The organism is Lentibacillus amyloliquefaciens (assembly GCF_001307805.1).
Taxonomy (GTDB): domain Bacteria; phylum Bacillota; class Bacilli; order Bacillales; family Amphibacillaceae; genus Lentibacillus; species Lentibacillus amyloliquefaciens.
On record NZ_CP013862.1, the window covers coordinates 2,440,364 to 2,467,243 of the forward strand.

Annotated in this window: 27 protein-coding genes; 7 read left to right on the top strand and 20 right to left on the bottom strand. The window is 43.9% G+C overall.

Annotated features, from left to right (window positions below; translation table 11 throughout):
* Window positions 1-272 precede the first annotated feature (272 nt).
* From AOX59_RS12250 to AOX59_RS12265, 4 genes are read right to left on the bottom strand one after another with little or no spacing between them, the layout of a single operon-like run.
* Window positions 273-983 (bottom strand): hypothetical protein, encoded by a 711-nt coding sequence (locus AOX59_RS12250; RefSeq protein ID WP_068445942.1) that lies wholly within the window; start codon window positions 981-983, stop codon window positions 273-275.
* Window positions 983-1,735, bottom strand: coding sequence for a hypothetical protein (locus AOX59_RS12255; protein WP_156418696.1), 753 nt, complete (start codon window positions 1,733-1,735; stop codon window positions 983-985). Before AOX59_RS12255 ends, AOX59_RS12250 begins: the two co-directional genes overlap by 1 nt.
* Entirely contained in the window at window positions 1,713-2,615 is a 903-nt protein-coding gene (locus tag AOX59_RS12260; protein WP_068445945.1) for an ATP-binding cassette domain-containing protein, read from the bottom strand. Before AOX59_RS12260 ends, AOX59_RS12255 begins: the two co-directional genes overlap by 23 nt.
* Window positions 2,612-2,998: a GntR family transcriptional regulator gene (locus tag AOX59_RS12265; RefSeq protein ID WP_068445946.1), complete on the bottom strand. Its 387-nt coding sequence runs from the start codon at window positions 2,996-2,998 to the stop codon at window positions 2,612-2,614. Before AOX59_RS12265 ends, AOX59_RS12260 begins: the two co-directional genes overlap by 4 nt.
* Before the next feature lie 444 nt (window positions 2,999-3,442).
* Between AOX59_RS12265 and AOX59_RS12270 the strand changes: the two genes are divergently transcribed.
* Complete coding sequence (locus tag AOX59_RS12270) at window positions 3,443-3,889, top strand: YaiI/YqxD family protein (protein WP_068445948.1); 447 nt, start codon at window positions 3,443-3,445, stop codon at window positions 3,887-3,889.
* On the opposite strand, the gene AOX59_RS12275 is transcribed toward AOX59_RS12270, so the two are convergent.
* The 3 genes from AOX59_RS12275 to AOX59_RS12285 form a co-directional block, all read right to left on the bottom strand.
* Entirely contained in the window at window positions 3,886-4,389 is a 504-nt protein-coding gene (locus tag AOX59_RS12275; protein ID WP_068445950.1) for a GNAT family N-acetyltransferase, read from the bottom strand. The two genes, AOX59_RS12270 and AOX59_RS12275, sit on opposite strands and share 4 nt — an antisense overlap.
* Window positions 4,390-4,550: 161 nt before the next feature.
* Window positions 4,551-5,963 (bottom strand): LysM peptidoglycan-binding domain-containing protein, encoded by a 1,413-nt coding sequence (locus AOX59_RS12280; RefSeq protein ID WP_068445953.1) that lies wholly within the window; start codon window positions 5,961-5,963, stop codon window positions 4,551-4,553.
* A gap of 347 nt (window positions 5,964-6,310) precedes the next feature.
* Window positions 6,311-7,555: a CYP152 family fatty-acid peroxygenase CypC gene (locus AOX59_RS12285; RefSeq protein WP_068445954.1), complete on the bottom strand. Its 1,245-nt coding sequence runs from the start codon at window positions 7,553-7,555 to the stop codon at window positions 6,311-6,313.
* 207 nt (window positions 7,556-7,762) lie between these two features.
* Here AOX59_RS12285 and AOX59_RS12290 point away from each other — a divergent pair, with 207 nt between their 5' ends.
* The gene (locus AOX59_RS12290) at window positions 7,763-8,059 is read left to right on the top strand and encodes a DUF3219 family protein (protein ID WP_068445956.1); all 297 of its coding nucleotides are present in this window, start codon (window positions 7,763-7,765) and stop codon (window positions 8,057-8,059) included.
* 43 nt (window positions 8,060-8,102) lie between these two features.
* On the opposite strand, the gene thrB is transcribed toward AOX59_RS12290, so the two are convergent.
* The 3 genes from thrB to AOX59_RS12305 are packed head-to-tail and all read right to left on the bottom strand — an operon-like array spanning window position 8,103 to window position 11,361.
* Window positions 8,103-8,999, bottom strand: coding sequence for a homoserine kinase (thrB, locus tag AOX59_RS12295; protein WP_068445958.1), 897 nt, complete (start codon window positions 8,997-8,999; stop codon window positions 8,103-8,105).
* Window positions 8,996-10,057, bottom strand: coding sequence for a threonine synthase (thrC, locus tag AOX59_RS12300; protein WP_068445959.1), 1,062 nt, complete (start codon window positions 10,055-10,057; stop codon window positions 8,996-8,998). Before thrC ends, thrB begins: the two co-directional genes overlap by 4 nt.
* Window positions 10,054-11,361, bottom strand: a complete 1,308-nt coding sequence (locus AOX59_RS12305) for a homoserine dehydrogenase (RefSeq protein WP_068445960.1) — start codon at window positions 11,359-11,361, stop codon at window positions 10,054-10,056. Before AOX59_RS12305 ends, thrC begins: the two co-directional genes overlap by 4 nt.
* Before the next feature lie 445 nt (window positions 11,362-11,806).
* Between AOX59_RS12305 and AOX59_RS12310 the strand changes: the two genes are divergently transcribed.
* Window positions 11,807-12,268 carry a MarR family winged helix-turn-helix transcriptional regulator gene (locus AOX59_RS12310; protein ID WP_068445962.1) on the top strand — a complete coding sequence of 154 codons (462 nt, stop codon included), beginning with the start codon at window positions 11,807-11,809 and terminating at the stop codon, window positions 12,266-12,268.
* Window positions 12,265-12,870: an alpha/beta hydrolase gene (locus AOX59_RS12315; RefSeq protein WP_179946405.1), complete on the top strand. Its 606-nt coding sequence runs from the start codon at window positions 12,265-12,267 to the stop codon at window positions 12,868-12,870. Before AOX59_RS12310 ends, AOX59_RS12315 begins: the two co-directional genes overlap by 4 nt.
* A gap of 90 nt (window positions 12,871-12,960) precedes the next feature.
* Here the strand turns inward: AOX59_RS12315 and AOX59_RS12320 are convergent, their stop codons facing one another.
* On the bottom strand, window positions 12,961-13,815 hold the full coding sequence (locus AOX59_RS12320; protein ID WP_082684200.1) for a VOC family protein: 855 nt from the start codon (window positions 13,813-13,815) through the stop codon (window positions 12,961-12,963).
* Window positions 13,816-13,980: 165 nt separating this feature from the next.
* On the opposite strand from AOX59_RS12320, the gene AOX59_RS12325 reads away from it, so the two are divergent.
* Window positions 13,981-14,742: a DUF3891 family protein gene (locus tag AOX59_RS12325; protein ID WP_068445965.1), complete on the top strand. Its 762-nt coding sequence runs from the start codon at window positions 13,981-13,983 to the stop codon at window positions 14,740-14,742.
* Window positions 14,743-14,906: 164 nt separating this feature from the next.
* On the opposite strand, the gene AOX59_RS12330 is transcribed toward AOX59_RS12325, so the two are convergent.
* The gene (locus AOX59_RS12330; protein ID WP_068445967.1) at window positions 14,907-15,632 is read right to left on the bottom strand and encodes an EcsC family protein; all 726 of its coding nucleotides are present in this window, start codon (window positions 15,630-15,632) and stop codon (window positions 14,907-14,909) included.
* Between the two features lie 323 nt (window positions 15,633-15,955).
* Here AOX59_RS12330 and AOX59_RS12335 point away from each other — a divergent pair, with 323 nt between their 5' ends.
* Window positions 15,956-17,569, top strand: coding sequence for a catalase (locus AOX59_RS12335; protein ID WP_068445968.1), 1,614 nt, complete (start codon window positions 15,956-15,958; stop codon window positions 17,567-17,569).
* A gap of 209 nt (window positions 17,570-17,778) precedes the next feature.
* Here the strand turns inward: AOX59_RS12335 and AOX59_RS12340 are convergent, their stop codons facing one another.
* From AOX59_RS12340 to AOX59_RS12350, 3 genes are all read right to left on the bottom strand, one after another.
* Complete coding sequence (locus AOX59_RS12340) at window positions 17,779-19,386, bottom strand: ABC transporter permease (RefSeq protein ID WP_068445969.1); 1,608 nt, start codon at window positions 19,384-19,386, stop codon at window positions 17,779-17,781.
* Window positions 19,386-20,285 carry an ABC transporter ATP-binding protein gene (locus AOX59_RS12345; RefSeq protein WP_068445970.1) on the bottom strand — a complete coding sequence of 300 codons (900 nt, stop codon included), beginning with the start codon at window positions 20,283-20,285 and terminating at the stop codon, window positions 19,386-19,388. Before AOX59_RS12345 ends, AOX59_RS12340 begins: the two co-directional genes overlap by 1 nt.
* A gap of 150 nt (window positions 20,286-20,435) precedes the next feature.
* Window positions 20,436-21,020, bottom strand: coding sequence for a TetR/AcrR family transcriptional regulator (locus tag AOX59_RS12350; RefSeq protein ID WP_068445971.1), 585 nt, complete (start codon window positions 21,018-21,020; stop codon window positions 20,436-20,438).
* A 251-nt stretch (window positions 21,021-21,271) separates the two neighbouring features.
* On the opposite strand from AOX59_RS12350, the gene AOX59_RS12355 reads away from it, so the two are divergent.
* Entirely contained in the window at window positions 21,272-22,270 is a 999-nt protein-coding gene (locus AOX59_RS12355) for a sodium:calcium antiporter (RefSeq protein WP_068445973.1), read from the top strand.
* Between the two features lie 55 nt (window positions 22,271-22,325).
* Here AOX59_RS12355 and AOX59_RS12360 read toward each other — a convergent pair whose 3' ends face one another.
* The 5 genes from AOX59_RS12360 to AOX59_RS12375 form a co-directional block, all read right to left on the bottom strand.
* Window positions 22,326-25,202, bottom strand: a complete 2,877-nt coding sequence (locus AOX59_RS12360) for a UPF0182 family membrane protein (RefSeq protein WP_068445974.1) — start codon at window positions 25,200-25,202, stop codon at window positions 22,326-22,328.
* A gap of 191 nt (window positions 25,203-25,393) precedes the next feature.
* Window positions 25,394-25,852, bottom strand: a complete 459-nt coding sequence (locus tag AOX59_RS12365; RefSeq protein WP_068445975.1) for a YndM family protein — start codon at window positions 25,850-25,852, stop codon at window positions 25,394-25,396.
* Window positions 25,853-25,912: 60 nt separating this feature from the next.
* Window positions 25,913-26,083: a hypothetical protein gene (locus AOX59_RS20130; protein ID WP_218917902.1), complete on the bottom strand. Its 171-nt coding sequence runs from the start codon at window positions 26,081-26,083 to the stop codon at window positions 25,913-25,915.
* 25 nt (window positions 26,084-26,108) lie between these two features.
* Window positions 26,109-26,453 carry a bacillithiol system redox-active protein YtxJ gene (ytxJ, locus tag AOX59_RS12370; protein ID WP_068445977.1) on the bottom strand — a complete coding sequence of 115 codons (345 nt, stop codon included), beginning with the start codon at window positions 26,451-26,453 and terminating at the stop codon, window positions 26,109-26,111.
* 17 nt (window positions 26,454-26,470) lie between these two features.
* Window positions 26,471-26,878, bottom strand: a complete 408-nt coding sequence (locus tag AOX59_RS12375) for a secondary thiamine-phosphate synthase enzyme YjbQ (RefSeq protein ID WP_068445979.1) — start codon at window positions 26,876-26,878, stop codon at window positions 26,471-26,473.
* Window positions 26,879-26,880 lie beyond the last annotated feature (2 nt).

The window sequence follows — 26,880 nt, forward strand, 5'->3', positions numbered from 1 at the left end:
TCGTTGAAGAGAATCGTCAATAGAAAAAATGGCCTGCTATGCAAGTCGCACTCCCGGGCCATCATTTAAGTTAGCCTGCCCAAAAAACCTCGATTGGAAGGCCTGCCCATGCCAAGAATTGTACCGATAAGCGGCATTCCCGATTCATGACGCTGCGTTTATAATTTAAGTTCCCCGTTTCCGCTTCTATTTATTAAATTTTTACACGCAACCAGAACATCCAGCTATCGGTGACTCTCCTTTTCAACATGGCACCGTGCCAATTACCATACCTAATTATCTGCATCAACATGATTCAAATGTACGCCGCTGTCAGAGCTCAATTCTATATTTTCAGGCACCTTCAAATATACTAGCCCGTTACTGTTTGTTGTATCAACATTGGCAATCCTGCGTTCTCCCGTAAATTGCGCGGTTGGAATTTCCTGTTGAAACATGGTAAGGTTTATCCTTGCCGGAACAGGCGGACGGATCGTCATTGAATCAGTGGAAAAATTAATTTTCAATGGGTTCAACCTGTGTGTCATATCATTTCCTTTGACTATAAATGGCGTACGGTAATGGATCACTTCTACCTTATTTCCTTGCTTATTTACGTTTTCAACATAAAGAGAAGGGGATGGGCCATTTGTGTTTGCTGTACGCACATGAATCTCCTGATTTTCCATCGTCTCTTCCCATGTTTTCTGTTGAAAGTCGCTCCCGGATTCTTCGATGTTACCACTTGCAGCAAGCTCATGTAATGACGGATAGTCTGACGCCTTATGCGCCGAATCAACAACGAAATCAGCATCTTTCGGCAGCAGCATCACCAACGGCACAGACACGATCAGCACTGCTATGTAAATGCCAAGCATCCACTTCATTAACTTGACATAACTGTTGTTCTTACTTTTCTTTGGCGTGAATTTTAAGGCTGCAAATACAACGGCGCCAAGGATAAGCATCGTCAATATCATCGGCACAAAGTTTACAAAATTCATTATGTCCTTACCTCCAATCGTTGAGAAACCACGAACGAACCGGCTAGCAGCAGGCCGGCTGTGATGAGAATTTTACACGCGAATAGCCAAAATGAGGTCTCGTTAAAATAGAAATTCCCTGCTTCTATTAACAAGTGGCCACTGCTTCCCCGGTCGCCTATTATAAGCAACCCAATGACAGCCACAGGTGTAATATAAGCAAAAGACTTATGAAGATGCACTAATGTTCCAATCAAATACCCAGCGCTGGCAAACAGGAAAATAAAGAGTGACGCCGAAAGCATCCCGGTCAGCAATTCCATCGGCGTATCAACTAAACCGGTTTGAATAATGGGCGTGAAATTAAAGAAAAAATAGGCAATCACTTTCAGTAAATAGCCTGATAGTATAGCTGTCACACCGCCGACGATACTGGCCGAGAACAGAAAAGCAATATTGGATAAATTGCTGCTGAGACGATTTGTCACAAAAGCAAAATCATCTTCTCGGTAAGCTTTTGTTTTCATAAGAACAGCACTGATAAAACCCCATAGTATTGTAAATACGAAAACGATGTCAGCGGAATAATAACTTATTTCCAGATCAACAATAGCTCCCCCACTATAAAAGTTGCTCGTTGCCCCAAGGGAGAACAGAAGTCCAATCAACTGCAGCGTGATTAAGGTACTGAACATGCCGGAGAAATTTTTCAGCTTGAAGCGGAATTGCTTCTGCACCAGTTTGACCAGGCTAGGCTTTGTCAAAGACATCATCGATCCCTCCTTGTCGTCTGCCTGTCAGATAAACACATACATCAGCCGGTGAAACAGATGATATATCGATGCCCGACAGCCTGATCTGATCCAATTCATTTTCCTTAAAATCATTGGTCACGACAGCATATGTGTTATGAGTGCCAATCATTTTCGTATGAAGCACTTCCCGATTCAGCGTCCATTTTTGTATTTCTTCAGATGACCCGCTTAAACCAACCGCATATTCTTTTAACTCCTCAACCGGCATATGCAAATAATTTTGACCGCCCTCAATCAAGAGCACATCCTCCAGCACTTCCTCTATTTCATCCAAAAGGTGGCTTGATACGATAATCGAGCGGGGGTGCGCCAAATAGTCTTTCAGCAGTGCGCGGTAAAAATCTTTTCGTGCCGCTGCGTCCATCCCTGTTGTCGGTTCATCGAAAATCGTCAGCGCACATCGTGAACATAGCCCGACAATCATATTAAACGTGCTTTTTTTCCCTTTGGAAAGGCTATGATAATTCTGACCGGGGCGAAATGAAAAGTAATCAAACAGTCGATCTGCCAGTTCAGCATCCCATTTTTCATAAAACCGTTCAGCCTCTTCAAAGATTTCTTTAAGCGTCAGAACCATTGGAAAGTTCATTTGGTCATCTATAAACATTGTGTTGGCCGAAACAAACAGACTATCAAATGGCCGGCGGAAAAAAACGTTCACTTCCCCGGCTGACTCACGCCAAAATCCCGCAAGTATTTTCAGGAGTGTCGTCTTTCCAGCGCCGTTTCGCCCAACCAGGCCAGTTATCTTATTTTCTTCAATCGAAACGGACAGATCATTCAATGCCTTCTGACGTCCATATGATTTGGTCAAGTTCTTACACTCAATCACTTTCATGTTGCATCCCCCTTACGTTCATTGATCGTTTTCTTCATCATGTTCATTAATTCTTTTTCATCCACATGTAATCGTTCGGCTTCCAGCACAGCCTCTTGAATAAGCCGCTTTAAAGTCTTGTCTTTTCGTTTTTCGGTAATGATGGCCTTGGCATCAGACGAAACAAATTTACCGAGTCCGCGCTTGTTATAAAGAATTTTCTCCTCAGACAATAACGTCAACCCTTTTGCCGCTGTAGCAGGATTAATGTTGAACATATCGGCAAGCTTGTATTGGGAATGTACTTTTTCGTCCGGTTTGAAGTTCTCATTGAGGATTTCGTTCTCAATCCATTCCGAAATCTGTATGTAAATCGGTTTGGCGCTATCCGGATTGATCATCAAGCTTGCCTCCTTTATGCAGATTAGTGCATTAGTTATGTAATGTAGTATATTACATATGTGCTGAAAAAACAAGAGGTTAAAAAAGGCTGGGACATAACTAAAACGAGTGATGTTAAAGACGAACTAAACGCAGCTTTTAGCGAAGGCAATATACGGAGACTTCTGCGGGACGGGAGGCATAGATGAGACCGCTTATTGCTTAGCCCGAGGAGGCTCACCAGCTGCCCGCGAAACGCGAAGTATATTTCCGAGCGGCCGTCGTTAGTTCGGGTTTTTCTTCAATGAAAACGCTGTTGTACCAGCCTCAAGGTTGACTTTTCTGTTTTTGCTTTTTGGCAGGGGAGATTTTCTATAAACGCGTTAGCCATTTTTCACGATATGTGAGTGGTCCCATAGCACAACTTCTGCTAGAATTATGGTATATACAATACGGAGGAATTTCTGATGAATGTTTACGTGGATGCGGATGCCTGTCCGGTTAAAAAAACAATCACATCTGTTGCTCGTGAATTCAATGTACCGGTCATACTTGTGAAAAGTTTTTCCCATTTTTCGCATGATAACGAACAGCCCGGTGTCGAGACAATTTATGTGGATACAGGTGCCGAAGCTGCAGATTACCGGATTATGAAACTGGCAAACCAGGGAGATATCATCGTCACGCAGGATTACGGTCTTGCCTCGCTGGGACTTTCCAAAGGGTGTACCGTGTTGCATCATAAAGGGTTCACCTACACGAATCAGAATATCGATCATCTGCTGCAAACACGGCACATGAATGCAATGGCACGTAAAAGCGGAAAGCGGACAAAGGGGCCTAAAGCGTTCAGCCACGAGGATGAATTGAAATTCCACGACCTGTTCCGGAAAACACTTGAAGAAACACGCTAATCCATGCCAACAACATCACTCCGTCTTTCCAGAATGACCACGTCACGCCATACACCGTTTAACTTTCCGAGACGGCGTCTAGTACCAACTTCTCTGAACCCGCATTTTTTATGTAAGAGAATGCTGCTTTCATTTTCCTTAAAAATATCCGCTTCCAATGACCAGAATCCGCATTCTTCACTGACATCCACCAAACGCTCAAGCAGCTTGGTTCCAACCCCATTTCCCGTACTCGTGCTGCTGATATAAATGCTTACCTCAGCCGCTCCACAATGCGCCTCACGTTTTGAAATCGGGGTCAGTGCCGCCCAGCCGACAACTTCTTGACCTTTCTGTGCTACCAGCCTGCAAACCGAGAAATAATCACGATCCCACGACTCCCAGGTCGGAGCTTCCGTCTCGAATGTTGCATTTCCTGTTTGAATGCCTTCGTTGAAAATATGATAAACCTGATTCCAATCTGTTTTTTTCATGTCATCCAATACAATTTGATTGTTCATAGCGATAGTCACCCTTCCATTTATGATCGTTATACTCAAAATATAAAGGACAATTATAGCATAAAGTGAATTTTCAATCAGTGGGGGTCTTCGAAGGGGACTTGTTGCCGAGCACGTTAAAAACCCTTTGAAACGGCCACCGCCATCTCAAAGGGCTCCAATTAATATTTCCTGATATTGAAATTATCCTGAAGCACCGGCCAATTTTGCGGGAATGGCGTTCCCAGTGCCCAATAACTGACACCTCTCAGGCCATATTCCTTTACGGCATCATATTTGGCCTGCATACTACGCGCGTCTTCAAACCATACTTCATGTTCCTGTCCGGTTTCATCCGTATATCGGAAAAATGGGGACTGGTACGTTTCATCATATTGAATGGCTACCCCGTTTACTGCTGCCAGCTGCACCGCTTCTTTCGGACTCACGGTACTTGCAATGGTACCCTCTGTCCACGGGATTTCCCAGTCACGGCCATATAAAGGAACGCCCATAAGAATTTTATCGCGGGGCATAACGGTGACAGCATAATCGAGTATATCCCTTACTTTATTCACAGGCGCAATCGCCCATGGTTCACCGCCTGCCCATCCCCATTCATATGTCATCAACGCCACAAAATCAGCAATTTCCCCATGTGCCTGGTAGTCATGTGCTTCATACAGCAAACCCTCCTGGCCGGCAGTTTCTTTTGGTGCCAAAGCTGTTGAAACGAGAAAACCTTCCGGGTGAAGACGCGCCACCACACGCCTTAGAAATTGATTATAGTTCTCGCGGTCCTCCGGGTAAACATATTCAAAATTAAAATTAACGCCCGCATAGCCTTTTGCACGCATAACCTCCAAAAGTTCACTGATAAGCTGCTCCTGTGCTTCAGTATTACGAAGGACAGCTGCCGCTAAATCCGAGTTAAACTCACTCTGTGTGAAATTAGTCACCACCAATAACGGTGCCACGTTATTAGCCTTCGCTGCTTGAAGAACCGGTTCTTCTGAAAGTATTGTAAGCGATCCATCTTCCGTTATGCTATACATGAATGGGGACAGATAAGTCAAATATCTTCCCACACGTAATACATCAGGGACACCCTGTTCATCCACCCGCGTCGTATAAGCATTCACTTCGGTTACAGGCTTTGCTGTAGCAGGAATTCTTAGCGTCTGACCCGGAAATATAAGGCCTGGCGGTTCAATATCATTGGCTGCAATAATTTGTTCAGGACTGGCACCATACTGTTGCGCAATCAACCAAATGTACTCCCCAGCTCTTACAATATGCGTGAAATAAGGATTCTTCAGCATTTGCCCGGCATATATCAACGACGGGTCTGTAATATTATTGGCCGCCGTAAGTTCCTGAACCGTCACCTCAAGCATTTGGGCTATTTGCCATAACGTATCGCCAGGCTGGATAACATGTTCAAGACCAGGCTCCGGGATAACCAATGTCTGGCCGACAACCAGCACATCCGGGTTATCCAATTCATTCAACAAAACAATCTGATTAACAGCTGACCCATAATTTTGTGCTATCTGCCATAGCGAATCACCGTTTCGTGCGACATGTATCCGCATATCCTCTCCCCCCAATTTGCATGCTCTCACATACCATTCTATTCATTGGGTGGTTGTCTCAGTAACCACTCAAGAACAGAAACATGGGCCGGAGAGCGGAAACATCGGCCCGAGCAAGGAACATACTGAGCCCATGGAAAGTGACGAGCAAACCTTCTGCCAAATCAGCTGCGTTGCCAGAGAGCTCACGTAATATCTATGTCGCAGTTTATATCAACTGCAAGTTACCAAAATTCACAAAAAGAGCCTTACAAATATATTGTGGCTTATGAAATACCGGAACCGACATTATTTTGCCGCTGCCTATTTCGTGAAGACTGTAAATTCAAAAACCGCTGATCAAATCTCTAGCGGGGTGTAACCCGACTTATCATAAACCGGCTTTTCGGCAATGTTGGCATCCGCACCATGCTGTAATACAAATGTTGCTTTGGTACTTCATAGTCAATGTGATTCGCCAGATATTCGAGGCTGACTTGCATCACATCAACGGTTACCCATTCACCGGCACAGCGATGTCCCATATCATAGTCACCGCCGCCTTGCGGGATAAAATCAAACGGACTGCCGCCCCACTCCTTAAAGCGCTCCGGTCTGAATTCATCGGGGTTCTCCCATAAATCCAGGTCGTGATTTGTGCCATACACATCGAGCAAGACCAATGTTCCTTTATTGAAATGATGACCGCTCCAATTGAAATTATGACGGACTTTTGCACCTAAAAACGGCCCAAATGGATAGTAGCGGCGTACTTCCTGAACAAACATCCTGTTGTATGTTTCATCACCACTCCGAAGTTTTTCACTTGTTTCCGGAAAATCATGCATTGCCAAGGCTCCAAATGTCACATATCTTCCAATTGCTGTAATCGGGCGCAGGATATTCAGCAATTCAACTGCTGCTGTCTGCAGGCTCAGCAGCTTGCCATTTAAATCACGATGCCATGCGATCGCATTTAAAGCTGTGCCTTCACGCGGACTGCGCTTTCCTTCCCGGACCTGCTGCACAAGACTTCGTGCCCACTTTTCAGATCGGTTGCGTGCTGTTCGCCCTTTCCAATGCCGCGGACCGATTGCCCCGAAAGCATCAATCATGGCTGCAAGATCCCGTGTGCGCTGATTCAGCTCACTCGCAAACAACGGAACCCCGGCCCATTCACAGGCAACACGACACATCAGTTTTTCAGATTCATGAAACAGTGACATCTCCCGTTTTTGCTGCCAGTTATCACGTGCCACTTGCCATTGCCATCGCGTGATTTCTCTCAGTTCACGAAGACGTTCGGAGGTCATAAGCGACATAAACAGCTGTTTGCGATGTCTATGAGGGGTATCATCCATTCCCTGGACGCCCTTTTTGCCAAACAGCGTTTCCTTAACACGGTTTGGTGCAGCTCCTTTTCGCTTAAATTTTCCCTCGTCATAAAAAACTTCTGCCGCTTCTTCTCCCCCTATGCATATGACTTTTTGCCCGAGCAGCCTTGTCTGGAAAATATTCGACTGAAACTTCCGGCGTCTTTCCGGTATATAATGAAAACCTTCCATTAATAATCGATGTGTGTTATCCATGCCCTTTTCGCGCGTAATTGCCATGAATGCTTTCTCCTTTCCTGACTAAATCAACTAATAATTCATTTTCCCCCTCACGCTCATGATTTATTCCACTTGCAACCGCTATTGCCGGCTGATAACGAACCCAAACATGGCAGAACATAATCAAACCTGTTACGATTAAATTTGTAGGAAGCTTAAACGATGAACCCACAAACTCCGGAAAATTAAACTACAGAAGGTGAGAACATGAATCAAACAATTTTTATTAATGATATGGAATTTAACGCATCTAATGTACAGATAGATTCAGTCACACGACATGGAAAAACGTTAACCAGGATAAGTTTCGAGTTTAAAGTCACACATGAAGAGTCTCATGATGTCACAACACTGCTTTATGAGAATGATTTTACTGTAAAAGTCCCCGGGGAGAACCTCGAATTTCCGGCAGCAATCAGCAATTATTCGACTTCCATCACCAATTTATATGTGGAAGGGACAGTTGGCGATTTCAAACTTGAGCTGACTGAAAAAGAGACTTAGCTTCATACAATTAAAACCACACAGCTGAACGAGCGCTGTGTGGTTAAAAGTTGCTTATGATTGATGATCCTGTATGATCCGCCTGCAGCAAGACCACCTGATAGTCAGGCAGGAATTCCTGAAAATGTGCGACAATCATTTGACCCTTATCTTTTGGAACAAACGACATCATGGTCGGGCCGGCTCCGCTGATAACTGTTCCATACGCCCCCTGCTGCTTAGCTTCACGGCGAATGTCGTGATAATTTGGAATCATTGACGCTCTATATGGTTCATGGAACACATCCTGCTCCATCATTTTGCCTGCCAGCGAGTAATCACCGGCAGCAAGTGACGCAATCAGCACATTGCTGATTGCACTGGCCGATGCAGCATGTTCCCTGGTGTAGTTTTCAGGCAAAACGCTTCTCGCTTCTTCCGTCTTCAAGTCACTCCCCGGAATATAAAGGATCACCTCCAAATCAGGGTCCTGCAGTGATGCCCAATCCACGTCGTCATTGACAACAGTGGAAATGATAAATCCGCCTACCAATGCCGGCGCAACATTATCGGGATGACCCTCTATCTCAGTCCCTATTTCCAGTTTTTGCTCTTGTGTCAGATTCAGATTGCATGCCTGATCAGCCAGTTCTATACCGGCAACAATGGCAGAGGCACTGCTCCCCAGACCTCGCGCCAGAGGAATCTCGCTTTCAATCGTTATACTGCATGCCGGAAGTTCCTGATTCCAGTTTGCCGCCACACTGCGAGCCACTTGTATAATATAATGATTATCATAGTCCGTCTGTTCAGGGAGATTCGGTGAATGCTGTGTAATCTCCCATTTATCTGAAGGGGAGACCTTCAGCGTTAAGTATAAATTAAGCGCAAGCCCCATGGAATCAAAGCCCGGCCCGATGTTTGCCGAGCTTGCCGGAACTCGTATTCCAAATGACTTCATACGTTCACCAGCTTCCCGATATAATCGGTCACAACTGCTTCATCATTAGGTAAAACAACTGGATCTTCATCGATTTGATCGATTGCCGTTTGCGGATCCTTCAGCCCATTTCCGGTCAGAACCGTTACAACCTTTGACCCTTCAGCGATTGTTCCATTGCGGCACTGCTGAATGACACCGGCTAAAGAAGCACACGATCCCGGCTCGGCAAAAACACCTTCTTTCCTTGCCAGGAGCCTCTGGGCATCAGCTATTTCCGTATCCGTAACCGACCCAATTCGACCGTTCGATTCATCACGTGCTTTAACGGCCAGCTCCCAGCTAGCCGGGTTGCCGATTCGGATGGCTGTTGCGATTGTTTCCGGATCCGCCACCACTTCATTCCGGACGATAGCCGCTGCGCCTTGGGCTTCAAAACCGAACATCTGCGGAAGACCTGCCTGCTGCTTTTCGTCATATTCTTTAAAGCCTTTCCAGTAGGCACTGATGTTGCCGGCGTTGCCAACCGGTATTGCCAGAATATCAGGAGCTGACCCTAGCACATCACAGACTTCAAATGCCGCCGTTTTTTGGCCTTCAAGACGATATGGATTAACCGAGTTAACTAGTGTGACAGGCTCATTTTCGCTGATCTTCCGGACTATTTTCAGGGCGTCGTCAAAATTGCCGTCAATTTCCACAATATCAGCGCCATACATAACGGCTTGCGCAAGCTTTCCAAGTGCAATCTTTCCCTTAGGAATAACAATAATCGCCCGGATGCCTGCTCTGGCTGCGTAAGCGGCAGCTGAAGCGGATGTGTTTCCGGTCGAAGCACAAATGACAGCGTTACTTCCTTCCTCAACTGCTTTGGCGACCGCAAGAGCCATCCCTCTGTCTTTAAATGAACCGGTCGGGTTGATTCCTTCAACCTTGCCGTGTAATTCAATTCCGAGCTGTTTTGACAGTGTCGAAAAATGGATAAGCGGTGTATTGCCCTCCTGCAGCGAGAGATTGGGTGTTTTTTCTGTAACCGGCAAATAGTGCCCGTAGTGGTCGATTAAACCTTTCCACGTCATGCGTCAGCATCTCCTTCTACTTTATAAAAGCTGTTTATATCAATCACTTCATCCAATTTTTCGAGCTCACTCAAAGCCTCATTCATATTTTGAAGTGATGCCGTGTGTGTGATAACGACAATTTCAGCTGTATCAGGGTTTTGTGATGGATTTTGCAGAATCTGTTTAAAGCTGATATCCAGCTTGTTGAACAATGACGAAATCTTTGAGAACACACCAGCCTCGTCTTTAGCATGAAAACGGACATAATACTGGCTGAACCGCTGGCTTTCTGATTTTAATTCCTTTTTGAAGCGCGGTTCGACAAATTGGCTGCCTGTTACGCCCCTGTGCATATTTTTAATGACAGTAACAACGTCCGAGATGACAGCTGCAGCAGTTGGCATGCTTCCCGCACCGGCGCCGTAGAACATGGCTTCTCCGACTGCCTCACCGTAAACATAAACAGCGTTGTATTCGTTTTTGACATCTGCCAATGGGTGCTCTTGGGATATTAAAGCCGGCTGGACATTCACTTCAACTTCCTTGCCGTCAAATTTTGCAAAACCAATCAGCTTCATCGTCAGTCCCAGTTTATCACCATATTGCAAATCAGTCAGTTCAATATCCTTAATGCCGGTAACTTCAACATCATCCAGGGCAATATAGGTGGAAAAAGCAAGCCGTCCGAGAATGGCCATTTTCCTGGCAGCATCAAGCCCATCAACATCAGCTGCCGGATCAGCCTCAGCAAACCCAAGCTGCTGCGCCTCTTTCAGCGCGTCTTCATAGCTGACACCTTCATTATTCATTTTCGTTAATATGTAGTTCGTCGTGCCATTCACGATACCCATTACCTGTTCAATATGATCTGAAGCAAATCCATCGGTAATCCCGCGTAGAATTGGAATTCCGCCTGCAACACTTGCTTCATAATAGAAATCACATTTGTTTCTTGCTGCTGCTTCATGCAGTTCAGCACCATGCAGGGCAACCAAATCCTTATTGGCTGTGACCACATGCTTTTTCGCTTCAAACGCTTTTAAAATGGATTCGCGAGCTTCCTCAATGCCCCCCATAACTTCCACCACAACATCTATATCAGGGTCATTTAATACATCCTCCCGATTTGTTGTGAGCGCTGTTCCATTAATGCCGGCATCCACCTCACGTACTTTATTGGGATTACGGACAAGCGCGCTTTTAACATGTACATTGCATCCCAGCTGATGAGCAAGCTTGGCCTGATGCTTCTCAATCAGACTTATGACACCCGAGCCGACAACTCCAACACCTAATAAACCGACAGATACATTATCTTCCATGTGATCACCCCTTCTATTAAAATGCGTGTTCAAAAAGACCGAGAAGTTCGAGGCGGCGAAGCTCCCGGTACCGGAACGTATGCGGTTAATCCGTGAGGAACGGAAAAGCAAGCCAACCAGAAACACCGACGTGTCATTTTTACCGGACTTTTTGAACAACCTCTTTAATTATATTTTATACATTTAAACATGAATATGAAAGTATGGCAATAGCGAATTTTTGAACGATTCCTTCTTACTTGCAGGCTGTCTTAGATAATCATATTATAAAAATCGGGAAAACTTACAGCAGTACTGCTGTTTATAGTATATCAACTGCCGTCGTAAAGCAACAAAGCATTTGACGAAATCTATTAAAGTTCGATTCAATTGACACTCCTCTGCAGGCATATTACAATTAGTTTGAATTCAAATTAATTAAATTCAAAGTAAAGGCGCGATTACTATGGAAGAAAATTTATCACTAAAAGCATTTGTCGTGCTGATGAAAGCTTCTAAATCAGTCACCGACCACGTCAAAAAAGATATTAACCGCTACAATATGAAAACAACTGACTTTGCAGTGCTTGAGGCGCTATACCACAAAGGCAGCCTGACTGTGAAGCAGATATCGGAAGCAGTTCTGATTAATAGCGGATCGATGACATATGTGATTGACAAACTTGAGTCGAAAGGGTTAACCGAACGGCGTGCCTGCTCCGATGACCGGCGTGTTGTCTATATCCATATCACTGAAAAAGGAACAGAGCTGATGGATAACATTTTCCCACAGCATCAGGAAGCCATCGAAGAGATTTTTCAGGATATAACAGATGAGGAAAAAAGAACAGTCATCGATATTATGAAACAACTCGGCAAAACGCAAACCTCGGAAAAAGAACTCAGAAACAGAGAAGGAGACTTATGATGAAACATATTTTTCAAAAAGGAAATGATCAGACAAAACCAACACTATTGCTGCTTCACGGGACAGGAGGCACGGAACAGAATCTATTGCCGCTCGCACGCGAAATTGATCCGGATGCTAATGTGCTGAGTGTGCGCGGGAACGTTTCCGAAAACGGCATGCCCCGCTTTTTCAAACGACTGGCAGAAGGTGTTTTTGACGAAGACGATTTAATCGCCCGCACTGAAGAACTTAACGCATTCCTTGATGAAGCAGCCGAAGAACACGGCTTTGACCGGGATAATATTGTAGCCGTCGGTTATTCCAACGGCGCCAATATCGCAGGCAGCCTGCTATTCCATTACAAAGATGCTTTAAAATCCGCGATTCTGCATCATCCGATGGTTCCAAGACGAGGTATTGAACTGCCGGATCTTTCCGGCAAAAAAGTCTTTATCGGGGCAGGAACCAACGATCCAATATGTTCAGCTGAAGAATCAGAGGATCTTAAATCATTGCTGGAAAATGCCGGCGCAACGGTTGAACTGCACTGGGAAAACATGGGCCATCAATTGTCGATGGGCGAAGTAAAAGCTGCCGCAGAATGGTATAATAACCTGTAGGTCAAAGATAATTGTGGCAGGCTTAGACATTCCAGCAGGCGTTAATTTTTCACAAGCAAAAATCGTTCGGAACTTATCCGAACGATTTTTTTAACGTGCAAGCTGCATATGAATTTCATTTTCAGATGGATCCTTGACGATATAAGCATCATGTTCCTTTCTGACAGTTACACCTTGATTTTCAAGATTTTTGACTTTCTCCCCCCTGCTTTGTTCATCAGGAAAGACAAGTGAATACCAGTTAAGACCTACACTGTTTTCGGAAGGTGCCGGCACATTTTCACCGTTCCATATATTCAAGCCGATATGGTGATGATAATCGGCTGTCGACGTAAATAGCGCTCCGGGGTAGTTTGTTACAACCTGGAAGCCAAGTCCGTCTATATAAAAGCTTTTCGTACTTTTTAAATTGGCCACGTGAAGGTGAATGTGCCCCATCACCGTCCCATTCGGCAAACCGTTCCATGCTTTATCGCTTTCAGCAACCAGACTGTCAGCATCAAGCGGTTCAGTCGACATGGCAACCTGACCATCCGACCAGCTCCATTCATTGGACGGCCGGTCATGATACACTTCAATCCCGTTGCCATCAGGATCATTCAAATATAATGCTTCACTGACTAAATGATCAGACGCCCCAAGACGCGCCCCTGCCCTTGCAACGTGTTTAATAAAGCTTGAAAGATCAGCTCTTGAAGGAAGCAGGATTGCAAAGTGAAATAACCCTGTCGTCCGACCCTCTTTCGGCACAACATCTTTCGGCTGCATCAGTGTTAGTAAAGGTGTTTTGCCATCTGCGGTCAACACTGCTTTGTCACCGGTTTTTTCCAGCACACTGAAACCAATAACTTGCTCATAAAATGATAATGAAGATTCAAGGTCCGTGACGTTTATATTAACTTCCCCGACGTATGTGGCGGGTTTTTCAAAAAATTTATTTTCCAATTTACACAATCCTTCCAATCGAATCATTTAATTATTATATTACACTAACTTACTTTATGTAACCTATTATACATAATTGATACACATTTAGCAAGGTTCTATTTTGAACAGCACCCATTATTTAGTATACTGAACTAAAATAATATTCAGAAAGGATGTTGTTAAATGATTGTGCGGGAACAACAGGATTCATATATTATGATTGAACAACATCACCATGCCCAGGTTTCCGGCCAGCTGGCAGCTAACCTGAAAGATTCGTTCTTTTTGGAGGAAGACTTTAAGCCGTCCGTTCTGTATGCTATTACAAACCATGACTTTGCATGGAAAATGATCGATAAACAGCCATTTTGGAATGATGAAAAGAACACGCCTTATACATTTACCGATTTTCCCAATCCGGCTAAAACCGTTTTTTATAAACACGGCGTCGATGAAGTTGAAAAACATGATCGGTATGCTGCATTGCTGTGCAGTGAACATTATGCACGCTTTCTGCTGGATGATGCGGCGGAAGAATCTCAATTGTTTGTTCAAAAAGAACGCGAACGGCAAAAGCGGCTGATTCAGTTTATAGATGGTTATGAAGAGAATATATTTAATGTCCATAGAGACTTGCTGCGGCTGTTTGACAGTCTTTCTTTGTATGTTTGCATGAACAATCCCGGTGTTTCAAAGCAAAATGAGCATCCTTTTTTCAAAGATGGCCTGCCTGTTCCGAAGTCGCTTACGTTTTTCCACACCAATAAAATTGACATGCATTGGAAAGATGAACAATCAATCGAAATGGGTGTATTTCCATTCAGCAGTCCGGTAGACATAACCATCTACCAGAAATCCGTTCCTAAAAAAGCAATAGAAGAATATGGATTAATCAACAGTTATGAGTATACCGAAGCAGAAACCTTGTCAGTCCAATTGCTGTAAAACGGTACTAAAAAGCCGCATTAATATGCAGAATGCGGCTGCCTGCATAATAAATTCACCCAGAAGTTGGTTATGGCGTTCGGTCATACCCCATATTGCATTTACCGACCATGAAATGCTGATGTGAAAATTTTCCTCTATCGCAAACGGACCGCATAAGCCCTTTAGTAATCCCATGGCTGTGTCGTCAACAAACGCATCCGATATACGTTCATAGCTGTTTCACCCAAAGTATCAAGCAAATTATGATTCGCATAAGCTCCAACAATAGCGCCAAAGCCTGGAACAAGCTGCAGCAGTTTAATCAAATCAATATAATCCCTGTATTCCTGCTGAAAAGTTCGCCAATCCATGTCAGTGAGATTCTCCTTTTCAGTTTCCCAATTTTCAAGTATATAAAAGGTTTCCTTTCGTTTGTTATCACTTGAAAAGGCAAGTTGAAATACATAAAGAATAAATAGACGTTCCTCATATTGACTTGTGTCATATCCGTAAACTGCTGCTGCTTCAAACAAAAACTTCATTTTAATGGATAAAAGCATCGGAAAATCAGCGATCCCCAAGAAAAAACCGCCGGCACCTGTTCCAGCCCCTTCTATCACAGCTGTTTTTCGATAAGACGTAAGTTTTTCCTTCAGAAGCTGATCCTTTTCAAAAAGACTCAGACCCGCTGATTGCTGCTTATTTGTTGTAATATTAGATCCAAACAGCGTTGCCTTTACCATATTTTTGATACTTTCCGTTATAACTTTATGTGCCTTTTCAGGAATCATCCCATTTAATTTTGTCTGGGTCTGTTTTGACAGTTGGGAAATGAGGCCTGACTTTTTTAATACATGTCGGCGCCATGATTTCAGTTCCTTATACACCTTTTGTTCATAACCATTCATGTTTATAACATCCTCTTTTATCCTACTTTACATACGATTTTTCCCCGGAAAAAGATTCAAGTATATTGCGTTACTCTGCCGTTTCATTTAATGCGTTCTAAGTACTAACGACACGCACAGTTTTTTAGCCTTTTCATTGTTCTTCAGACTTTCGACCTTCATCTCCCCGCCTCCGTTTCGTCAATTAATTCTCTTTCTTTAGTATAGCGCACTTTCAGAACCTTCACTTCTTTCCTGCTTTCTCCTCAAAAAGATGGATTAATTTGCCTGCCATTGGACAAAATGTATAAGGTAATTAAATAAATTGATGGAGGTTGATAGGGATGGCTGGAAAGCAAAACAAAAACCATCAGACCAATATTGAAAATAGCGATACGATGACAAACAGACAGGGGCATCCTGTCACAAATAACCAAAACATCCGGACAGTCGGAAACCGCGGTCCTGCTACACTTGAAAACTATGATTTTATTGAAAAAATCAGCCACTTCGACCGTGAAAAAGTGCCTGAGCGCATTGTCCATGCTCGCGGTGCAGGAGCCCATGGTTACTTTGAAGCCTATGGCACAGCAGGAGACGAGCCTGTCAGCAAATATACACGGGCAAAAGTTTTTCAGGAAAAAGGAAAGCAGACACCGGTCTTTGTCAGGTTTTCGACTGTTGTGCACGGAAAACATTCACCTGAGACACTCCGCGACCCGCGCGGAATGGCTGTTAAACTTTATACAGAAGATGGAAACTGGGATTTAGTCGGGAACAATATCAAAATCTTTTTCATCCGTGATGCGATGAAATTCCCGGATATGATTCATGCTTTCAGACCCGACCCCATCACCAACATCCAGGACAGCCAGCGTTTCTTTGATTTTTGTGCCAATTCACCTGAATCGTTCCATATGGTAACGTTTATCTATTCACCGTGGGGGATACCGGCCAATTACCGCATGATGCAGGGGTCCGGTGTCAATACGTATAAATGGGTGAACAATGATGGCGAAGCAGTACTCGTCAAATATCACTGGGAACCAAAACAAGGCATCAAAAATCTAACTGTCAAAGAAGCAAATGAAATTCAGGGCGAAAATTTCAACCATGCAACCCAGGATTTATATGACGCCATTGAACACGGGGATTATCCCGAATGGGAGCTTTATGTACAGATTATGAGTGATGATGAGCACCCGGAACTGGATTTTGACCCGCTTGATGATACAAAAATCTGGCCTGAGGATCAATTCCCGTGGCTGCCGGTCGGACGGATGGTGTTAGACAAAAATCCGGAAGATTATTTTACAGAAGTCGAGCAATCAGCATTCGGCACGGGGGTTCTTGTTGATGGACTGGATTTTTCCGATGACAAAATGCTGCAGGGCCGCACATTCTCCTATTCTGATACCCAACGTTACCGGGTAGGCGCCAATTACTTGCAAGTCCCCATCAACGCTGCCCAAAAACGGGTTGCAACCAATCAGGAAGGCGGGTCGATGCGGCATGAACCTGAACGTTCTGCAAAAAAGAACCCGCACATCAATTATGAACCATCCTCCTTAGGTAATTACACAGAAGCCGAACAAACCGGAAAAGAGCACAGCCCGAAAATTGAAGGCAACCTTGTGCGCGAATCAATCGACCGGAACGACAATACCAAACAGGCCGGCGAGACATTTCGCTGGTTTGATGACTGGGAAAAGGATGAACTGATTTCAAATCTCGTCGGCGACATTTCCGAATGCACCCAGGTAATTCAAGATAAAATGATGGCACTGGCCGACGAAGCAGATGAGGAATACGGACGGCGCCTGCGTGAGGGACTGGAAGAAGCAGCCAAAATGATGAAGGATGATGGCAGTTCAAGCAGAAATCCGCTCGGCAACAAAGATGCAGAAAAAGCACCGGATAAGGCAGAAAAGAAAGGAAAAGATGCTGACCCGTATTAGTTAAAGGCTCAGCAATCCAATTCCGGAGTTTCAGAAGTAAAGGAAATGTTTGAAGCTATTCGAAAAATAATGAGTCTGTTTGGTATAGCAGACTCATTATTTTTCATGTCTGATGGGCCTAAAACGTTCGCTATTTTAGATCGGTTAAATCAATCGATTTTCCTACCTGAATCAGCTAATCCTTCGGTAAATCTAATGGATGAATTGACTCATTGCCCCTGTATATCCCGTTTTCGATAACCAAACATACCCACAATCGCAAGTCCTATCGCGATAACAGTCAAGATGATAACAGGCATCCATTCCATTTCATCGACCGGCAACTCCGGTATATACCCAAATGGCGACAGCTTGCTGACCCAAGCCGGGAATTGGAACATATTACCGAAATACAGGACGATAAATGAGTAAAACAGATAAAGCCAGACAAGACTGCTTAATTTGGGTGCAAACCCGATGAGAAATACAGCCAATCCAATCATAACAAGCAGTGCCGGATAAAAGGCGAGCCCGGCGCCGATTATTTTTCCGAATTCAAACGGCTCTTCTGTCACACTTGCGCCTGCCACCCAAAGCCCTGCAACAGCCAGAAAAAGCATGACCACACCATTGATGACGGCAATGGTTAAGTATCCTGAAACGAGACGTGTACGCGACACAGCCCTTCCCAGAAGATGATCGAGCCGGTTCTGCTTTTCTTCTCCATTTAATTTCAGTAATGCCATAACGGCTGGGAGCGTTGCAATTAAGGCCATCACAAACATCAATACCGAAACAAATTGCATAGTGAACGACGACGTGCCCGCGTCCGTTGAAAATACTTGTCTTAAGGCTTCGTTACTTTCGAAAAACGACTCCAAGTCACCCATTACCGATCCGTAAGAGACACCAACCAGTATCATGGCGACTGCCCACGAGATAATTCCGGTACGCTGCAGCCTAAGAGCCAACCCAATCGGACTGAGCAGTGACTGTGAAGCATGCTTTCTTCCCGGCCTTGACGGTAAAAACCCGGCTTCTAAATCGCGTATGGTGTTCAAATAAAATGCGAGTGCCATTAAAAGAATCGCACCAATTGCCAGGAGCAACAAGACCCACCAGTGATTGTCACTGTATACCTGACCCGCTGTAGCCCATCCTAGCGGTGAAACCCAGGATAATGCTTCATTGCTGATATCCCCTACCGCCCGTATCAGGTATGCTATTAACAGCAGTGCTAATGTTAAACCAAACGTTGTTCGGGCGTTTTCGGTTATTTGTGCCATCAATGCGGTCAGACCCGCGAAAAATATACCTGTCGCACCTAATATCAAGCCATATAATAGTGACCCTGACAGCCCCATGCTCTCAATGCCTAAAGCATATAAACCAAACCCTGTAATCAGCGCAAGCAAACCATTTACTACAGCCAGCATGATAAAGGATGCATTCAGATTAGCGAGTTTTCCAACCGGTAAAGCACGGACCAGTTCCTGCCGGCCGTCTTCTTCATCAACTCGTGTATGCCGGTTCATCAGCAGAATATTCATTAAGCCAACGACAACCGCGGTTAAAAGCAACATTTGATGTGCTGTCATGGCCCCTACTGTGTAATTGTCCAAATTGCCCGGACCAACCATCGCGGTCATTGCAGGATTTTCCATCGTTTGAGCCATCGTATTGCTTTCTTCTTGTGTTGGATACAAATCAGAAAAAGCTAGCGGAACCACCAAAGTGAAAAAGGATAGCGCCGCAAGCCAGATCACAATACGCAAACGATCAAGCCGCAGCATAAATCCCATCAATTTTCCGGTCTTAGCTAACGACTGTTGAAGCATCAGGACTCACCTCCTGAATCCCCTTCATAATGGCGCATAAATAAATCTTCCAAAGTCGGCGGGGCACTTTCCAGTTTCACAACACCGAACTGACTGATATGCCGAATGACGTCATCCAATTCTTCCGTATTAACTTGCAGCGAAATCGTTTCATCGTTTATGTCAACATCATGCACACCTTCCATGTCTTCCAGTCCACTCACCTGCTGTTTCGTCTCAACTGTTATGTGCGTCCGTGTTAGATGGCGCAATTCATCCAATGAACCCGACTCAATGATCTGACCTTCGCGGATAATGCCGATCCGGTCACAAAGCCGCTCCACTTCTGACAAAATATGACTGGACAGCAAAATGCTTTTCCCTTCATGACGCGCCTCTTCCACACATTCCTGGAATGTACGCTCCATCAGCGGATCAAGTCCGGAAGTTGGCTCATCCAGAATATACAGATCAGCATCAGATGCAAATGCTGCAATGAGTGAAACTTTTTGCCGGTTACCTTTGGAATAGGTTCTGCATTTTTTTGAAGGATCGAATTTGAACCGCTCAATCAATTCCTCTCGCCGCTTTTTGTTCACAGCACCGCCGCGAAGTTTCATAAACAAATCGATCACTTCGCCTCCGGTCAGATTTGGCCATAAATTCACATCTCCCGGAACATAGGCGATATGCTTATGAATATCCACGGCATCCTTCCAAACGTCTTTTCCAAAAATGGAAGCCTCACCGCTTGTGGCCTTCAGCATGCCAAGCAAAACTCGGATGGTCGTGGACTTGCCTGCACCGTTGGGACCAATAAAGCCATAAACCTCTCCCTTTTGAACTTCGATATTAATATTGTCCACGGCTTTAAAGTTCCCGAACTTTTTCGTAAGATTTTCTGTTTTAAGAAGCGCCATTTACACAACCCCCTACTTATAAAGTGAATCTTCAATCAGTGGGGGTTTTTTCCACTGATTGTTAGATGAACGAATCGGGCATTTACTGGCAGTTGATCCCCCACCTAATCCCCATCGTTTACTCGAACACTGGAGGTGGGGGTCTTACTGCTAGTAATATGCGGGATAAAAACTTTTCTTCAAAATGTCCAGATATTCATAAAATTCCTGCAAATAGGGCTCAAAATCGATATTAGCCAATTGGTGATCTTTCAAGCTGCTTATGATGTCATTCTGATATCCATCCATTGACCATTGAATCAGCTTAAACACTTTATCAACATCAACATCATGCCTGAAAAGGGACTTATCGATATTCTCATACATTATGGCATGCCCTTCTTTCAGCAATTGCTGGTATTCTTGTTCAAGATGGGACGGCAGATCAGGGCTGCTTGCCAGAAAAAACGTTCCAAGGAAATTAAACACATTCGGATTTTCGGCAAAGCATATCATTTTTATCTGCGCTGCCTGTCTCATCCGTTCTATAAAGTCCGTTTCCTGCATGTCGATTAAATTGATATATTGATGGCGTACGATTTTTAGCGAATCTTCAACCAAATAATAATACAAGTCTTGTTTACTTTGAAAATAATAAAACAGCATGCCTTTTCCGATTCCGGCACTTTTGACAATTTGATTGGTGGAAGCCCGCTCATAGCCGTTTGCGGCGAATTCCTGAAGCGCTGCGTCCATAATTCGCTGTTGCTTATTTTCATCAAGGTTTAGAAACTTTTCTGTGATTGCTTCTCACCCCTTTTTCACATGATATGTATCTATATTTTACGATAGACCATGTCGGTCGATTTCATCATACTACGATTAGACCACTATGGTCAATATTTTACTTTTTTAAATCAAAAACACAATCTTCAGAATATAAGTTATGATTAATTTACAAACCTTAAGGGTATTGTCTTCAAGTGCAATAAGAAAGGAGACCTTCGTTGCTTCCTGTTTATATCTCCCTATTTGTAGCTGCTGCTGTAGTATCTGTGTTTGCAGCCATCAAGCTCGCCTCCTATGCTGATGTCATCAGCAAGGAAACCAAAATAAGCGGGCTGGTTATCGGATCTGCTCTTTTGGCTACAGGCACTTCCCTGCCTGAATTAACGTCTACCGTATCAGCAGCGGTCATCAACAGTCCCGATATCGCTGTCGGAAACGGGCTGGGGAGTATTACCTTCAATTTTTTCGTATTATTTTTAATTGATATGCATTACCGTAGAAAAAGATTATTCCTAAAGGTATCAGATAACCATATTTTCACAGGCCTATTGGGTATGCTTCTGTGTGTGATTGCTGCTTTCTCTCTCTATTTCGATGCTGACTGGACAGTAATGACATTAAGCCTGTCGAGCATGCTGATGATTACGGTTTATATAGGTGGTTTATTACTGATTTCAGCCAAAGACCAGCAAGATCTTCAAGCACAGCAGAACGCTTTCTCTTCCAGCGATAAAAATTCTGATTCACGACCTATTCGTAAAATAATCTTAAGGTTTATTCTGTTTGTCATGATTATTTTTGTTTCCGGAAGTGCTCTTTCGGTTACCGGTGACCTCTTGGCACAAAACAGCGGCATCAGTGCAAGTGCTGTCGGAAGCCTTTTTATTGCTGCAGCTAGTTCATTACCTGACGCGGTCAGTGTCTGGGTTGCTTTGCGAGCGGCTAATATCAATTTGGCTATCGGCACCATACTCGGAAGCAACATATTTAATATTTTCGTGATCCCGGTTGCCGATATCTTTTATAGAAAGGGGAGCATCTGGGCAGAAGTATCGGATCAGCATATTGCCACCGCTGCAGCTGGTTTCATACTGACGTCGCTGGTGCTTTTGATTATTAAGCGGGATAAAACCCGAAACACATTCACATACGTTATTCCGTCTTTTACCATCGTAGTCGGTTATCTTATTTTTTCGATATTTTATGTTCTTAATTAACGAAAAAAATCGGGATCGCTTTACACGCGTCCCGATTTTTTAATCCGTTGTTTAATTATTCTTCCGGATTATCCGGTGTTTCGGTGTTATCTTCAGGCGGCTGGGAATTACTTCCCTGGGAATCTTCAGGGGGTTCCGCGCCACTGTTTCCATCAGATCCATTGGATGATTCCATCTCATCAAGGAGACCTTCAAGTTCACTCATGATTGATGCAGCTTCTTCCCAATTGCCTTGGGATAATTCCTGCTGATAGGACTCAAACAGATCAGAGAACTCCTGCAATTGGTCCTCAGCACCCATAAGCGGATCTTCAGGCTCTTGCTGGTCCCCTTGCTCAGCATCATCCTGGCCTTCTTCTTGATCTTCATCCTGCTGACCATCCTGACTATCCGAATCAACGGTGTTCAGCATTTCTTCCAGAGCTGTGTCAAAATCAGCTTCCATGACAATTTCATCTTCATAGGCTACAACAACACGTTTAACTTCCGGCAAGGATGTTTCATTGTTTGATTCGATATAAATCGGTTCAACATAAATCATCGTATCTTCAATTGGTATGGCCAGAAGGTTACCGCGGATAACATCTGATCCGCCCTGCGCCCATAAGTTCAATTCCTGTGAAATCTCACTATCCTGATTAATCCGGTTTTCAATTTGCTGCGGTCCATAAACATTCCGCTGTTTAGGGAATTCATAGACCATCATGTCGCCATAATTCTCTCCGTCATTTCTGACACCAATCCAGGCAATCATGTTTTGCCTGTTTTTCGGTGTATATGGCAGCATCTGGATAAATTCCTCTTCGTCTTCTCCAGGCAGCTTCATCGTAATATAGTATGGTTCCATTTCAATATCTTCATCGAAGTAGCGTTCAGTCGGGAACTGCCAGGTATCTTCCCGGTTATAGAACACTTCGAGATTTGTCATATGGTATGTGCCATACATTGATGCCTGAATCGAGAAAAGGTCTGTCGGATATCGGAAGTGAGCCCGGATATCATCAGGCACCTCTTCGGTTATCAAACCAGGGAATATGTTCTGGAATGTCTGCAATAATGGCTCTTCAAGATCGGCTGCATAAAAGTTCACTTCACCCGTATAAGCGTCAACCATTACTTTAATCGAGTTCCGGATATAATTCATATCACCCTGAAATGCTTCCGAGTAAGGATAATTTTCTGCTGTCAGATAAGCATCAATCATCCACACAAGACTGCCATCGTCCCGTACTACTAAGTAAGGGTCCTGGTCATAATTAAAAAATGGTGCAATACGATTAATACGATCCATAATGTTTCGTGTCGCCAAGAGCTGGCTGTCCTCTGTTAGCTGATCGGACAGAAGCATTCGGAAATTCCCTTCATCGATGGTAAATAATAACCTGTTAATGCCTGTCAGAGGAATACCGGTTTCAGCCTTATACCGGTTACTGGCATTCGAATCGCCGTCAGGGTAATCAAATTCATCGACTTCACTGTTGGTAATAACATTTGGTGCATTATTTTCACCAAAATAGATCTGAGGGCGATTAACGTCCATAACACCTTCAGGCGGCACATCCTGGAGCATATATTCCGGTTGCCCCTGTGCTGTTACTTGGTTAACATGACTCATAGCGACACCATAGCCGTGAGTATACCTTAAGTTTTGGTTAACCCATGTCTGGGCTTGGTCCGGCAAGCTTGATGTATCAAGCTCCCTTGCGCCCAAAAACACTTGTTCATAATTGCCATCGACTTGATAACGATCGACATCCACATCATTAAATTCGTAATAGGTCCGGAATGTCTGAACCTGATTATAAACATCAAGCAATGGCCGGACATCATTCATCCGGACATTATCAATTGTCCCTTGATTTCGCTCAACCATGTCCGCAGTCAGTGTCCCATCAGCCGGGTGCTCCTGTTGATTGATATCATCAAGGTCATAGGCGGCCCTGGTATATTCCAAATTATCTTCAAGGTAAGGTTCTTCCATAGCAAATTCATTTGGTGAAACCACAAAATTTTGAACCGCTACTGAGACGCCCTGACCAACAACGACCAGTCCAATATAAACAACAATAGGTGTAAGCATCGTCTGGATGTTGCCCCTGACGAGCTTTATGATCATCCAGATTGTCATCAATAGGGCTACAGCCGCTAAGATATAGGCTTTTGGAATATTGATAACATCATCCGTATAGCTTAACCCTTCCACGACACTTTCCTGAAATATACTGACCTGATTTGAAGCCAATGTCCCAAAAGGCTGCAACAGATGATAACTTGCCATCATCAAACCGATAAACCCAAGTGTCAAGCCAAGGTGCAGCTGAGCTGACCGGCTCATCCGGTACATATGAAATACTGAGTAAGCCCCGATTTCCACCAAAAGGAAGAAGATGGCCAGACCCAACAGCACAAAGACGACCAGATTAAGCATCGGCAACACATAAACATAAAAGGAAATGTCCAAGCCAAAATACGGATCTGCCTGATTAAAGGAAGCATGGTTAATCAATTTAAGTGCGCTTTCCCAGCCGACACCCTGGATAATACTGCTTCCAAACAGCCCCACAACAGCTGAGATGGCAAGCATTATCCCCATCATGGTTTTCCGTTTTTCAAGTAACGGCGGCAATTGACTTGATGTGAAATGCTTTAAGTACGATCGACGAATCCAGAAAATAGTAAAAAATGTGGTGACGGCAAACAAGATAAAACCTGCCACACCAAGCAACACTTTACTTGTCAAAATCGTCGTGAACACATTACCGTAATTCAATGAATCCATCCATATGTAATCAGTGATCAATTGCAGCGCAAACAAGCCTATAATCACTGCCAAAATGATTCCAAGCACAATATAGCCAATCCAGTTATACTTTTTGTTCCACGTTATATTAGGCCGTTTGGAACCGTTTGAACCTCCATCAAAAACATCCAATTTAAAAATCTCCCCCTCAATCAATCGAAGAAATTAACAGATTACCAATCCACATGAAACGTCATGTGTGATATCATTTCTTACTTATAATCATACATGACTCAAAGCTGAAAAGAAAATGATAGTTATTCATTTCATACGATTAGTTAAGGAGTAAGGTTTCAAAAAGTCACCGTTCAATATTATTCAACTCATTTATCTGGATCCTTCTTCTTATCCTCCAATCTGTCTGAATCAAATTCCTCAGAAAACTCCGTCTGCAGACGCCCGGCTTCCGGTTCTCTCTTTCGCTCTTCAAACCGCTCCGCTTCAAGATTTTCATTCAAGTACGTATGAATGAAAGGCTCGCAGCATGTTATGAAAAATGCAGCTATCAACGCTACTGATATAACGGGAAAACTGGCTTCAATAAACATGCCGCAAAGCAGCCAAATGGTCAGAAACGCAAGTGGAAAATCAACAACAGATGCCGTCAAATTTCCAAATCTGCGCAGGACAAACAAATCACCAATAAGAAACGTCAGCCCTGTTGTCAGCACACTCACCCAAAATAAATTAGTCAAATTCGCATTATAAAAAATACCGAACAACGAAAAAATCGTAATACCAATGGCTATCGCTTTAATGCCCAATGCTTTTAAATGAATCATATATAAAGCCCACCCTTTCCTGTTTTTGTAGCATTCATAGTGTGGCTAAAAAGAGTGGGTTTATACATTCAGGGGTTTGTCTTGCAGGGTATCACTTGTTATGTCTTTTCTGCTCCGGATAAGATGTTTCCTTGCTCCGGAACTTGTTTTTGCTCTCGTGCCCATGTTTGCGACTTCCGGCACATGTTCTAATACCCGGGCTGTCACTGCCACATTAAAAAACTGCTTCAAAGTAAAATTTGCAACAGTTTATTCGCTATGATTGCTTTAGTGCGTCACTTATTGAATCTGTCGTGATTTTGGAATGCGAGGTGTGCCAGGTCACTTTTTCATCCTGAATGAGAAAAACTTGCGGTGATTCGTGTTTTACCCCGGTCTCTTCTGCAATCTGATTGGACATAGCTCTATCTTCAATAACTTTCACCATATAAGCATCAAGCTCGTCCCCGATTTTTTCCAGAAAGGATTGATACTGTTCAAACGCTCCGGCGCTGATTGGACACGTTGTACTATGCTTGAACAATAGTACAGGCTTTTCCATTGAAGATTCCCACGCCTGATTCAAATCCTCACTTGATTTCAAATCTTGTAATTCTGCCATGATAGTCCCTCCTTAAATTATCCTTCAATAATCTTCACATGTATCTTCCGTGTTCTCGGGCCATCAAATTCACAAAAATAAACGCTTTGCCAGGTTCCCAGTACAGGCTGGCCGTTTGAAATAATTAATGTCTCACTCGCACCGACAACTGATGACTTCATATGGCCATCAGAATTGCCTTCCATATGCACATATTCCGGCTTATTCGGAAAGGTCTCGTCCAATCCCCATTTCAAATCGGTCTTCACATCCGGGTCAGCATTTTCATTGATAGTAATCGCCCCGGTCGTATGCGGACAGTAGACCACCATAATCCCGTTGCGAACATCACTCTCGGATAAAGCCTCTTCCAAATAATCATCCAAATTTATAAATGACTGCTTCTCATCAGTTGAGATCCTGAATGTATGCAACGTTTTGGCCACAG